Source organism: Nocardioides korecus (genome assembly GCF_054778395.1).
The window spans coordinates 195,242-207,389 of record NZ_BAAGZO010000003.1; the positions used below are offsets into that span (position 1 = coordinate 195,242).

The following is a 12,148-nucleotide window of genomic DNA, read 5'->3' on the forward strand; positions in this document are numbered from 1 at the left end:
CGGTGGTCGCCAGGCCCGGGTCGAAGGTCCGCGGACTCCGGCCGTCCTGTTCGTCGAGCAGGGCCGCTAGGCCCGTCGCCGAGACCAGACCCGCCGCTCGACCCGACCGGCGAACCTCCCCGCCCGCACCTCGTCGGCCAGCTCCGCCAGCCGCGCGCGCGGCGCCTCGGCGCTGACCACCGTCTCCCGGTGGACCGTGCGCAGCCGGCCGGTGGGTCCCCACGCGTCGCCCGTGGCCCGGAGGACCACCACCTTCCAGGGCTGGCGCCGCTGCCACCGCTCGAACGCCCGCTCGATCCGACGGCCGAACAGGAGGGCGAGCAGGACGAGCAGGACGATCGCGACGAGGGCGACGACGACGTCGCCGACGTCGCCGGACCCGCCGCCCGATCCACCGCCGTACCCACCCCCCTTCGACGACGTCCCACGACGTACGGCGCGCACGTAGTAGTACTCGTCCCCCAGCCGCACGTGCAGGTCGTGCGGCGCGAGCCTGAAGGGGAGGGCGCTGTCGTCCACGCGCCCATCCTGGGGGACGCTGGCGCCGGAGAGCAGGCCGAGAGGCGCGAGTGGAACGCCAGCGTCGTCAGCGGGGGACCGGGACGACCCTGGTGTTCCACTCGTCGTGGTCCGGCGGGCGGTAGCGTCCGGCCCATGCTGATCGTCGCGTGCGTCCTGGCCGCCGTCGCGGCGCTGCTCCACGTCTACATCTTCGTGCTCGAGTCGGTGCGGTGGGAGCACCCGGCGACCCGGAGGGTGTTCGGGACGACCGCGGAGACCGCGGCGACGACCAGGGGGCTGGCGTACAACCAGGGGTTCTACAACCTGTTCCTCGCCGTCGGCGCCGCCGCGGGGGCCGTCGTCGCGCCGGGCGACCGCGCGGTCGGGCTGACGCTGCTGCTGTTCGCCTGCGGGTCGATGCTCGCGGCCGCCCTGGTCCTGCTGCTCTCGGACCGCAGCAAGACCCGGGCGGCGCTGGTGCAGGGGACCGTCCCGGCCCTCGCCGTGCTGGCCGGGCTGGTCGCGCTGGGCTGAGCGGGCCTACGGCTCAGGTGATGGTCATGCCGCCGTCGACGGCGAGGGTCTGGCCGGTGATGTAGCCGGCGGCGTCGGAGGCCAGGAAGACCGCGGTCGCGGCGAGCTCGCGCGGGTCGCCCTTGCGGCCGGCCGGGATCCGGGCCTGCTGCGACTCCAGGTAGCCCTCGGGGTAGCTGTCGGTCATCTCCGAGGCGAAGAACCCCGGCGCCAGCGCGTTGACCCGGATGCCCTTGCGGCCCGTCCACTGCTGGGCCAGGTCGCGGGTCAGGCCGATCAGGGCCGCCTTGGAGGAGGCGTACGCCGCCTGCGGGAGGCCCGCGGTCGTCAGGCCGAGCACCGAGGAGATGTTGATGATCGAGGACCCCGGCTGCATCACCCGCCCGCACGCCTGCGCCATCCAGTAGCAGCCGTTGAGGTTGACGTCGATGACCTGGCGGAACTGCTCGGGCGTCTCGCGGGTGGCGGGGTACGCCGTGCCGATGCCGGCGTTGTTGACCAGCACGTCGACCCGGCCCAGCTCCTCGACGGTCCGGTCGACGAGGGCCTGGCAGTCCTCGGGGGAGGACACGTCGGTGCCCACGGTGAGGACGCGGCGCCCGGCCGCCTCGACGAGCGCGGCGGTGTCGGCCAGGCGGTCGACCCGGCGGGCGCCCAGCGCGACGTCGGCGCCGGCCTGGGCGAACGCCTCCGCGAAGGCGACGCCGAGGCCCGAGGACGCGCCGGTGACGACGACGACCTTGCCGTCGAGGGAGAACAGGTCGGTGATGGGCGCGCTGGGTGAGGTCATGCGCCGATCATGCCGGACGGGTGGAGCCGCGGCGGGCGTCCCAGGCGGAGCGGACCATGTCGTCGAGGGTGTGGCGCATCCGCCAGTCGAGGTCGCGGCCGGCGGCCTCGCCGGTGGCCACGATCCGGTCGGGGTCGCCGGGGCGGCGGGGGGCGACCTCGGGGGTGAAGTCGATGCCGGTGACGCGGCGGATGGCGTCCATGATCTGGCGCACCGAGACGCCGTCGCCGCTGCCGAGGTTGTAGACCGGCTGCACGGGCTCGCCCGCGGTCAGGCGCTGCGCCGCGACGACGTGGGCCGCGGCGAGGTCGGCGACGTGGACGTAGTCGCGCACGCAGGTGCCGTCGGGAGTGGCGTAGTCGTCGCCGTTGATCCGCGGCGTGCGGCCGTCGAGCAGCATCTCGAACACGATCGGGAACAGGTTGTGCGGGCTGGTGTCGAACAGGTCCGACGCACCCGAGCCGACGACGTTGAAGTAGCGCAGCGACGTGTGCCGCAGCCCGGTCGCGCGGGCCTGGTCGCGGATGACCCACTCGCCGATCAGCTTGCTCTCGCCGTACGGCGACTCCGGCAGCGTCGCGGTCTCCTCGGTGACCAGGTCCACGTCGGGGGTGCCGAAGGTGGCGGCGCTGGAGGAGAACACGATCGAGCCGACCCCGGTGGCCGCCATCGCCTCGAGGAGCGACACGGTGCCGGTGACGTTCTGGGCGTAGGTGTGCAGCGGGCGGTCGACCGAGACCCCGGCGTACTTGAAGCCGGCCAGGTGCACGACGCCCTCGACCTCGTGCTCGGCCATCGTGCGCGTCAGCAGGTCGGTGTCCAGGATGCTGCCGTCGACGAAGGGGACGTCGTCGCGGACGAACTCGCGGTGTCCGCTGGAGAGGTCGTCGACGACGGCGACCGGGATCCCCACCTCGTCGAAGGCCCGCACCACGTGCGACCCGATGTACCCCGCTCCTCCGGTGACCAGCCAGCTCATGGGCCGCACTCTAGTCAGCGTGCCGACAGGTGGGTCGTCCACCACACGAGCCGGGAGGGGAGTAACGTCCCGCGAGCGGTGAACACGCCGTCGACACCTTTGTGCAGGAGGGCTTCCATGGTGACTCTGGCGGCAGCGACATCCCTACGGCTCGACACCAACTGGGTGGACTACCTGCTCATCGGGGTCTACTTCGTCTTCGTGCTGGGCATCGGCATCGCCGCCCGGCGCTCGGTGTCCTCCAGCATCGACTTCTTCCTCTCCGGGCGCTCGCTGCCCGCCTGGGTCACCGGCCTGGCGTTCATCTCGGCCAACCTCGGCGCGGTCGAGATCATCGGCATGTCGGCCAACGGCGCGCAGTACGGCATCCCCACGGTGCACTTCTTCTGGATCGGCGCCGTTCCGGCGATGCTGTTCCTGGGCGTGGTGATGATGCCCTTCTACTACGGCTCCCAGGTGCGCTCGGTGCCGGAGTTCATGCGCCGCCGGTTCGGCACGGCGGCCCACCTGGTCAACGCGCTGAGCTTCGCGCTGGCGCAGCTGCTGATCGCCGGCATCAACCTCTACCTGCTGGCCAAGATCGTGAACGTCATCCTCGGCTGGCAGCTGTGGATCTCGCTGATCGTCGCCGCGGCGATCGTGCTCAGCTACACCGCCCTCGGCGGGCTCTCGGCCGCGATCTACAACGAGGTGCTGCAGTTCTTCGTGATCGTGGCGGCCCTGCTGCCGCTGACGATCGTGGGCCTGCACAAGGTCGGCGGGTACGGCGGCCTGAAGGAGAAGATCATGGCCACCGCCGGTGGCTCCGAGCAGCTGAACTCCTGGCCCGGCACCACGCTGACCGGGATCGAGAGCCCGGTGCTCTCGGTGATCGGCATCGTCTTCGGCCTCGGGTTCGTGCTGTCCTTCGGCTACTGGACCACCAACTTCGTCGAGGTCCAGCGGGCGATGGCGACCAGCTCGATCTCGGCGGCCCAGCGCGCGCCGATCATCGGCGCCTTCCCCAAGATGTTCATCCCGTTCATCGTGATCCTGCCCGGCATGATCGCCGCGGTCGTGGTCAACGAGATCGCGCAGCCCAAGGCGGCCGGCAAGACCGCCGACTACAACAACGCGCTGCTCTACCTGATCCGCGACCTGCTGCCCAACGGCATGCTCGGGGTCGCGATCGCGGGCCTGCTGGCCTCGTTCATGGCCGGCATGGCGGCCAACATCTCGGCGTTCAACACCGTCTTCTCCTACGACCTGTGGCAGACCTACGTGGTCAAGGAGAAGGAGGACGGCTACTACCTGCGGGTGGGCCGGATCGCGACCGTGGCCGCGACGGTGATCGCGATCGGGACGGCGACCTTCGCGGCGTCGTACTCCAACATCATGACCTACCTCCAGACGCTGTTCGGGTTCTTCAACGCCCCGCTCTTCGCCACCTTCATCCTGGGCATGTTCTGGAAGAAGATGACGCCGACGGCCGCCTGGATCGGCCTGGTGGCCGGCACGGTGGCGGCCGTGGTCGTCGGCGTGCTCAGCCAGGACGCCCTGGGTGGTCTCTCGATCGGCGCCATCGGGCTGAAGGGCCAGGGCGCGAGCTTCGCGGCCGCCGGTGCGGCGTTCGTGGTCGACGTCCTGCTCAGCGTCGCGATCAGCCTGGTCACCAAGCCCCGGGCCGAGTCCGAGCTGCGCGGCCTGGTCTGGTCGCTGACGCCGAAGAAGGACTTCCACGACGCCGACGAGGGGAAGCTGGCGTGGTACCAGCAGCCCACCAAGCTCGCCAGCGTCGGCCTGGTCATGGTCATCGCCCTCAACATCATCTTCTGGTAAGGCGGCACTTTCGATGAGCGACTCCCACGCACGCACCGAGGACGAGACCCCGCACAAGGCGGGGGCGTTCGACATCCGCAACTTCATCGGGATGCTGATCGGCTTCTTCGGCCTCGTCCTGGTGCTGGTGGCGATCTTCGACACCCCGCAGGCCGAGCTGCAGCGCGCCGACGGCCTGCGGCTGAACCTGTGGGCCGGGCTCGGGATGCTGGTCGCGGCGGCGGTGTTCCTGGTCTGGGCCCGCCTGCGCCCGGTGATCGTGCCGGCGGCGTCCGAGACCGGCGCCGACGACATGGACCGGCCCCCGACCGCGCACGAGTGACCCGGACCGTGCCCTGATCCTCGACGGGCTCGCCCCCGCCCGACGCCGGCTGGTGCTCGTCGTCCTCGGGGCGCTGGCGCTGGTCGTGGTCGTCGCGGCCGGCGTGGCGGTGGTCGGCTCGACCGGTGGGCCCGCTGCGGTCGACCAGGGCCGACCGGGGCCGGTCGTGGTGGTGCCGGGGTACGGCGGGCGGGTCTCGACCGTGACCCCGCTGGTGGCCGAGCTGCGCCGCCAGGGGCGCACCGTCGCGGTGCTGCGCCCGGCCGACGACGGCCAGGGGGACCTGCGCGCACAGGCCCGGCAGCTGCGCGACCTGGTCGGCCGGACCCTGCGCTCGAGCGGGGCGTCCTCGGTGGACCTGGTCGGCTACTCCGCCGGGGGAGTCGTGGCCCGGCTCTACGTGCGCGACGACGGCGGCGCGGACGTCGTGCGCCGGGTGCTCACGGTGGGCTCGCCGCACCACGGCACCGACGTGGCCGCGCTGGCCCAGGAGGTCGCCGGTGGCTGCCCCACCGCGTGCGAGCAGCTGGCCACCGGCAGCGACCTGCTGCGCCGCCTGGACGCCGGTGACGAGACCCCGGCCGGACCCGCGTGGGCGACGGTGCGCAGCCGCGACGACGCCACGGTGACGCCGACGGACTCGGCCTCGTTGGTCGGGGCTCTCGACGTGCTGGTGCAGGACCTCTGCCCGCGGGCCACCACCTCCCACGCCGCCCTGCCCGGCGACCCCGTCACGCTGGCGGTCCTGCGCAGCACCCTGGGGGCCGCCGCGCCGACGACTCCGACCCGGGTGCGCTGCGGCGGCTGACCGGTCTCAGCCCGCGACGTCCTTGGTGGCGAAGTTGGCCCACGCGGCCCCGGCGAAGACCACCAGGTAGGCCAGCTGGGCCAGCGCGCCGTGGATGACGTCACGCCACCGGATCGGGTCGCGGAACAGGTCGACGAAGGCCAGCCAGTAGCGGGTGAGCAGGTAGGGCCGCAGCGACTCCGCGGCGTCGAGGCCGAGCAGCACCGTCGAGGCGATCAGCAGGCCGATGGTGCCCAGGGCGGCGGCGACGGGGGAGTCGGTGAGGGTGGAGAGGAACAGCGCGATGGCGGCCACCCCGAGCATGGCCAGCACGACGTAGCCGAAGGCCAGGGCCGAGCGCTCCAGCATCTGGGTCTGGGTCAGCGGGCTGCCCGAGACGCTCACCGCCCCGGTCGTCGGGTCGGTGACCCCGCCGGCGGTCGTGACGGTGCCGTCGCCCAGCAGCAGTCGGCCCTCGACGTACGACACGATCGCGACCGCGGCCACGGCCAGCACGACGAAGGCGACCACGCTGACCAGCTTGGCCACCAGCAGCCGCACCCGGGAGACCGGGCGCACCAGCAGGTAGCGCAGCGTGCCGGTCTGGCTCTCCCCGGCGATCGCGTCGCCGCCCACCACGGCCACGGCGACCGGGAGGAAGAGCGGCAGCACGATGCCCAGCGCGGCCAGGGGGAAGAGGGTGCCGTCGGTGAGGACGGCGGAGAGGAACGGCGGGCCGGTGCCGGGGCGCGGGCCGAGGTCGGTCACGGCCAGCAGCACCGCGACCAGCGTGGGCAGGGCGTTCAGCGCCAGGATCGTGACCCACGTGCGGGGTCGCCGCAGCATCTTCGACAGCTCGACGCGGATCATGGGCGGGTGCTCGCGGCCAGGACGATCTCCTCCAGGGTGTGGCGCACGGGGCTCAGCTCGGTCACGCGCACGCCGGCCCCCACCAGGCGCTCGTTGAGGGCGCCGGGGTCGTCGTGGCGCACCCACACCTCGTCGTCGCGACGGTGCTCCACCCGGTCCTCGAGCAGCCGCACGACGGTGGCCGGGTCGGGGGTGCGCACGCGGACGCGTCCGGTGTCGCGGCGCAGGTCGGCCAGGTCCTCCTGGAGCACCAGCCGACCGCGGTCCAGGACGCCGACGCGGGTCGACATCTGCTCGATCTCGGCCAGCAGGTGGCTGGAGACCAGGACGGTGGTGCCCGACCGGTTGAGCTCGAGCAGCAGCGCGCGCATGTCGCGGATGCCCTGGGGGTCCAGCCCGTTGGTCGGCTCGTCGAGCACCAGCAGCGGGGGGTGCCGCACCAGCGCCGCGGCGAGGCCCAGCCGCTGCTTCATGCCCAGGGAGTAGGCCTTCACCGGGCGCGTGTCGTCGGGGGCCAGGCCGACCGCGTCGAGGACCTCACCCACCCGGCGGCGCCGGGCCGCGCGGGCCACGTGCGGTCCGGAGGCGGCGTCGAAGAGCGTCAGGTTGGCCCGGCCCGACAGGTGGGGGTAGGCGCCCGGTCCCTCGACCAGAGCGCCGACGCGGGGGAGCACCTCGCGGGCCGCGGCCGGCATCGGCCGGCCCAGGACCTCGGCGGTGCCCGAGGTGGCCAGCACCAGCCCGAGCAGCATCCGGACGGTCGTGGTCTTGCCCGAGCCGTTGGCGCCGAGGAAGCCGTAGACGTCGCCCTCGCGCACCTCGAGGTCGACCGCGTCGACCGCGTTCACGCCGCGGTAGGTCTTGGTCAGGGCGTGGGTGCGGACCACGCACCCGTCGGAGGACGAGCTCACCGGGTCACCACCACCTTCTCGACGAGGTCCTGCGCCACCTGGTCGAGGGTCGGTGGCGTGGCGGTGCCGGTGACCAGGAGGCCGCCGCGGGGGGCGTACAGCAGGAGGAGGGAGAGCGGACCGATGCGCAACGAGACCTTGCCGCCGGTGTCGACGGCCGCCGGGCTGGACTTCAGCTGGTCGCGCAGGCCCCGGGTCACCGAGCCGCGCAGGGGGACCGCGAGGACGGCGAGCGGGCCGCGGCCGTAGACCCCGACGGCACCGAAGCGGGCCGGGTCGCCGCGGCGGGCCAGGCCGGCCGCGCGGTCGGGTAGCCGGAAGGGCGCGAACGCGTTGGCCCCGGCGGCCTCGTCGAGGGCCGCCGTGCGGCGCACCTGCACGCCGGGGGCGGGCACGAACCGGGTCGTGCCCCGCGGCGGCCGCGAGGTGTCGAGCGTGGTGACCTCGGTGGTCAGGATGGGCCGGGCGCGGTCGCCGACGGCGTACGCGTCCACGCGCAGCGGCAGCCCGGTCGCGGTGTCGGCCCAGACGTCCACCCGGTCGATCGTCGTGCGCCGGTCGGCCGGCAGCAGCCGCAGCCCGACGGCGCTGCGGCCCGCCACCCGACGCGCGGGCAGCCGGCTCACCTCGGCCGGGCGAGCCGCGGCCAGCAGCCGGCGTGCCAGCTCGGGCGGCGCCAGGTCGGCGTCGTCGGGCAACCGCACCGGGGAGTACGCCGAGGAGGTCGCCCGTCCCGACTCGTAGCTCCACCGGGTCGTCGAGCCCCCGTCGCGGACCAGGTCCTGCTCGCCGCCGGTGGAGATCCGGTCGACGCGCCAGTGCTCGGCGTCGCGCCACCACACCCGCAGGTCGGACTGCTCGCCGAGCAGCCGGGCGACGCCGCCGAACGACGAGCCGGTCAGCGGCACCTGGAGCGAGCCGACCGCGCGGACCTCGCCGGACCAGCCGCGGTCGGCCGAGGACCGGACCAGCCGCAGCGCCTGGGTCGCGGACAGCGCGCTGCCCTCGGCCGGCAGCAGCCGCAGCAGGGTCGGGGGAGCAGCGACGGCCAGCGCGAGCAGGCCCACGAGCAGCCAGCGCGTCGCGGGCGATCGCAGCAGGCCGGACATGCCGCCCAACCTACGACCGGGCCCTGACGCGGCCGCCGGACCGCGTCGCCCGCCAGTCGGAGGGGCGCCCGGCCCTCACCCGGCCGCCACTCGAACCTGACCCGGCTGGCACCCGGGCGGGCGCCGGTCGCGAGGCAGTAGGATCGCCTGCGTGAGCCAGGTCCTGCTTCCCGCCTAGCCGCGTCGAGGACGACGCGGCAGCCCCTCCGCGCGAGGGGCTTTTTCATGCCCCGGGTCCGCCCGGGGTGGCGCAGGAGGCACACCGACAGAGGAGAGCGGCCGTGAACGACCAGACAGAGCAGCACGAGCAGCCGGAGCAGGCGACGTACGACGTCGTCGGCGCGCAGGAGAAGTGGCGCGCGGTCTGGGACGAGCTCGACCCCTTCCGGGCCGGGTCGGCGGCGCCGGGCGCGGAGAAGCGCTACGCCCTGACGATGTTCCCCTACCCCAGCGGCGACCTGCACATGGGGCACGCCGAGGTGATGGCGCTGCACGACGTGATCGCCCGCTACTGGTGGCAGCGCGGGTACGACGTGCTGAACCCGATCGGCTGGGACTCCTTCGGCCTGCCCGCGGAGAACGCCGCCATCAAGCGCGACGAGAACCCGGCCGTGTTCACCTACGCCAACATCGAGACCCAGGCCGAGTCGTTCCGCCGCTACGGCATCTCCTTCGACTGGTCGCGCCGGCTCAACACCTCCGACCCGGAGTACTACCGCTGGACCCAGTGGCTGTTCCTGAAGTTCCGCGAGCGCGGCCTGGCCTACCGCAAGTTCTCCCCGGTCAACTGGTGCCCCAACGACCAGACCGTGCTGGCCAACGAGCAGGTCGTCGGCGGGATGTGCGAGCGCTGCGGCGCCGAGGTGACCAAGCGCGAGCTGTCGCAGTGGTACTTCAAGGTCACCGACTACGCCCAGCGCCTGCTCGACGACATGGTGCCCCTGGAGGAGACCTGGCCCTCGAAGGTGCTGGCCATGCAGCGCAACTGGATCGGCCGGTCCGAGGGTGCCCACGTCGACTTCGTGATCGAGGCCGAGCACTACTCCGGTGACCCGGTCCGGGTCTTCACCACGCGTCCCGACACGCTGTTCGGCGCCACCTTCATGGTGGTCGCCGCCGACGCCAAGATCGCCGCCGAGCTGTGCGCGCCCGGGCAGCGCGAGGCCCTGACGGCGTACGTCGAGGAGGTCCGCAAGGCCACCGACATCGACCGGCTGGCCACCGACCGTCCCAAGTCGGGCGTCGACCTGGGCATCACGGCCGTCAACCCGGTCACCGGCGCCCGGATCCCGGTGTGGGCCTCGGACTACGTGCTCGCCGACTACGGCACCGGCGCGATCATGGCCGTGCCCGGCCAGGACCAGCGCGACTGGGAGTTCGCCGCGAAGTTCGACCTGCCCGTGATCCGCACCGTGCAGCCGACCGAGGGCTTCGAGGCCGAGGGCGGCGAGGCGTTCACCGGCGCCGGCCCGGCGATCAACTCCGCCAACGACGAGATCTCGCTCGACGGGCTGGGCATCGAGGAGGCCAAGACCCGGGTCATCGACTGGCTCGAGGAGAAGGGCGCCGGCACCCGGTTCGTGAACTTCCGGCTGCGCGACTGGCTGCTGAGCCGGCAGCGCTACTGGGGCGCCCCGATCCCGATCGTGCACTGCGAGACCTGCGGCGAGGTCGCCGTCCCCGAGGACCAGCTGCCCGTCGAGCTGCCCGACCTGAGCGGGGCCGACCTCAAGCCCAAGGGCGTCTCGCCGCTGGCCGCGGCCGAGGACTGGGTCAACGTCGACTGCCCGCAGTGCGGCGGCCCCGCCAAGCGCGACAGCGACACGATGGACACCTTCGTCGACTCCAGCTGGTACTTCTTCCGCTACTGCTCCCCGCAGTTCACCCACGGCCCCTTCGACCCCGAGGCCGTGCGCGACTGGATGCCGGCCGCGCAGTACGTCGGCGGCGTCGAGCACGCGATCCTGCACCTGCTCTACAGCCGCTTCTTCACCAAGGTGCTGCACGACATGGGCATGGTCGACTTCGTCGAGCCGTTCTCGCGGCTGATGAACCAGGGCGAGGTCATCAACGAGGGCCGCGGCATGAGCAAGTCGCTGGGCAACGGCGTCAACCTCGGCGACATGATCGACGCCTACGGCGTGGACGCCGTGCGGCTGACGATGGTCTTCGCGGGCCCGCCCGAGGCCGACATCGACTGGGCCGACATGTCGCCCGGCGGGTCGGTGAAGTTCCTCCAGCGCGCCTGGCGCCTGGCCGGCGACGTCACCTCCCCGGTCGGCACCCCGGCCGAGGGCGGCGACACCGCGCTGCGGCGCACGACGCACCGGACCGTGGCCGACGCCGCGCAGCTGGTGGAGACCCAGCGCTTCAACGTGCTGGTCGCCCGGACCATGGAGCTGGTCAACGCCACCCGCAAGGCCGTCGACTCCGGGCCGGGCCCGGACGACGCGGCGGTGCGCGAGGCCGTCGAGGCCGTCGCGGTGCTGCTCTCGCTGGTCGCGCCGTACACCGCGGAGGAGATGTGGGAGCGGCTGGGCCACGAGCCCACCGTCGCCCGCGCCGGCTGGCCGCTGGTCGACCAGGCCCTGCTGGTGCAGGAGTCCGTGACGGCGGTCGTGCAGGTCCAGGGCAAGGTCAGGGCCCGCCTGGAGGTCAGCCCCGACGTGAGCGAGGCCGACCTGGAGGCCGCCGCGCTGGCCGACGAGTCCGTGCAGCGGGCGCTCGAGGGCAAGACCGTGCGCAAGGTCATCACCCGGGCGCCGAAGCTGGTCAACATCGTCGCCGGCTGAGACGCCCTGGCACGTGCGACGGCCCGGTCCCTCCAGGTGAGGGGCCGGGCCGTCGCACGTCGTGGGCGGTGGGCTCAGGCCTTGCCGACGGCCTCGGCGATCGGGGTCTCGCCGCCGACGACGTCGAAGGTCTTGCCGATGGTCGAGTCGGTCTCGAGCACCTCGGCCAGCACGTGGGCCACGTCGGCGCGGGTGACGGAGCCGTAGTCGCCGTGCTCGGCGATCGCGACCCGGCCGGTGGGCACGTCGTCGGTGAGCTTGCCGGGCTTGACGATCGTCCAGTCCAGGTCGGTGCCGCGGAGGTGCGCGTCGGCGTCGCGCTTGGCGCGCAGGTAGACCTGGAACACCTCCTCGGAGTCCTCCTCGATCCGGTCCTGGCCCATCGAGGAGATCATCACGTAGCGGCGGACGCCGGCCTCGGCGGCCGCGTCCGCGAGCAGCACCGCGGCGCCCTTGTCGACGGTCTCCTTGCGGGCGGCGTTGCCGTCCGCCCCGCCGCCGGCGGCGAACACGACGGCGTCGGCGCCGCGGACCGCCTCGGTCATCTCGGCCAGGTCGGTGCTCTCGAGGTCGACCACGGTCGCCGAGATCCCGTCCTCCGCGAGCTCGGGCACGTGGGCGGGGTCGCGGACCAGGCCGACGGCGTCGTGACCGGCCTCCGCGACGAGCCGACCCAGCTGGCGGGCGATCTGACCGTGTCCTCCGGCGATGACGATGCGCATGGTCCCGACGTAC

12 protein-coding genes are annotated in these 12,148 nt (G+C 73.1%); 5 read left to right on the forward strand and 7 right to left on the reverse strand.

What is annotated here, in order from left to right; genetic code table 11:
- Positions 1-66: 66 nt before the first annotated feature.
- The gene (locus tag ACYVDA_RS07085; protein ID WP_460816511.1) at positions 67-519 is read right to left on the reverse strand and encodes a hypothetical protein; all 453 of its coding nucleotides are present in this window, start codon (positions 517-519) and stop codon (positions 67-69) included.
- Between the two features lie 135 nt (positions 520-654).
- Between ACYVDA_RS07085 and ACYVDA_RS07090 the strand changes: the two genes are divergently transcribed.
- Complete coding sequence (locus ACYVDA_RS07090; RefSeq protein WP_460816513.1) at positions 655-1,035, forward strand: DUF1304 domain-containing protein; 381 nt, start codon at positions 655-657, stop codon at positions 1,033-1,035.
- Positions 1,036-1,048: 13 nt separating this feature from the next.
- Here ACYVDA_RS07090 and ACYVDA_RS07095 read toward each other — a convergent pair whose 3' ends face one another.
- Both ACYVDA_RS07095 and galE read right to left on the reverse strand, forming a co-directional pair.
- A complete protein-coding gene (locus ACYVDA_RS07095) occupies positions 1,049-1,825 on the reverse strand; it encodes an SDR family NAD(P)-dependent oxidoreductase (protein WP_460816515.1) in 777 nt (258 codons plus the stop codon).
- 7 nt (positions 1,826-1,832) lie between these two features.
- Positions 1,833-2,804: a UDP-glucose 4-epimerase GalE gene (galE, locus tag ACYVDA_RS07100; protein WP_460816517.1), complete on the reverse strand. Its 972-nt coding sequence runs from the start codon at positions 2,802-2,804 to the stop codon at positions 1,833-1,835.
- 117 nt (positions 2,805-2,921) lie between these two features.
- Between galE and ACYVDA_RS07105 the strand changes: the two genes are divergently transcribed.
- Genes ACYVDA_RS07105 through ACYVDA_RS07115 form a run of 3 tightly spaced genes read left to right on the forward strand, consistent with a single transcriptional unit; the run spans position 2,922 to position 5,752 of the window.
- Entirely contained in the window at positions 2,922-4,622 is a 1,701-nt protein-coding gene (locus ACYVDA_RS07105; protein WP_460816519.1) for a sodium:solute symporter family protein, read from the forward strand.
- Positions 4,623-4,635: 13 nt separating this feature from the next.
- Entirely contained in the window at positions 4,636-4,944 is a 309-nt protein-coding gene (locus ACYVDA_RS07110) for a hypothetical protein (protein ID WP_460816521.1), read from the forward strand.
- 52 nt (positions 4,945-4,996) lie between these two features.
- The gene (locus ACYVDA_RS07115) at positions 4,997-5,752 is read left to right on the forward strand and encodes an esterase/lipase family protein (protein WP_460816523.1); all 756 of its coding nucleotides are present in this window, start codon (positions 4,997-4,999) and stop codon (positions 5,750-5,752) included.
- Between the two features lie 6 nt (positions 5,753-5,758).
- Here ACYVDA_RS07115 and ACYVDA_RS07120 read toward each other — a convergent pair whose 3' ends face one another.
- From ACYVDA_RS07120 to ACYVDA_RS07130, 3 genes are read right to left on the reverse strand one after another with little or no spacing between them, the layout of a single operon-like run.
- Positions 5,759-6,601 carry an ABC transporter permease gene (locus tag ACYVDA_RS07120; protein ID WP_460816525.1) on the reverse strand — a complete coding sequence of 281 codons (843 nt, stop codon included), beginning with the start codon at positions 6,599-6,601 and terminating at the stop codon, positions 5,759-5,761.
- A complete protein-coding gene (locus ACYVDA_RS07125; protein ID WP_460816527.1) occupies positions 6,598-7,512 on the reverse strand; it encodes an ABC transporter ATP-binding protein in 915 nt (304 codons plus the stop codon). The genes ACYVDA_RS07120 and ACYVDA_RS07125 overlap by 4 nt, the downstream gene beginning before the upstream one ends.
- Positions 7,509-8,621: a hypothetical protein gene (locus ACYVDA_RS07130; protein WP_460816529.1), complete on the reverse strand. Its 1,113-nt coding sequence runs from the start codon at positions 8,619-8,621 to the stop codon at positions 7,509-7,511. The genes ACYVDA_RS07125 and ACYVDA_RS07130 overlap by 4 nt, the downstream gene beginning before the upstream one ends.
- A 281-nt stretch (positions 8,622-8,902) precedes the next feature.
- Here ACYVDA_RS07130 and leuS point away from each other — a divergent pair, with 281 nt between their 5' ends.
- The gene (gene leuS / locus ACYVDA_RS07135) at positions 8,903-11,413 is read left to right on the forward strand and encodes a leucine--tRNA ligase (protein WP_460816532.1); all 2,511 of its coding nucleotides are present in this window, start codon (positions 8,903-8,905) and stop codon (positions 11,411-11,413) included.
- 74 nt (positions 11,414-11,487) lie between these two features.
- Here the strand turns inward: leuS and ACYVDA_RS07140 are convergent, their stop codons facing one another.
- Positions 11,488-12,135: an NAD(P)H-binding protein gene (locus tag ACYVDA_RS07140; RefSeq protein WP_460816534.1), complete on the reverse strand. Its 648-nt coding sequence runs from the start codon at positions 12,133-12,135 to the stop codon at positions 11,488-11,490.
- Positions 12,136-12,148: the final 13 nt, after the last annotated feature.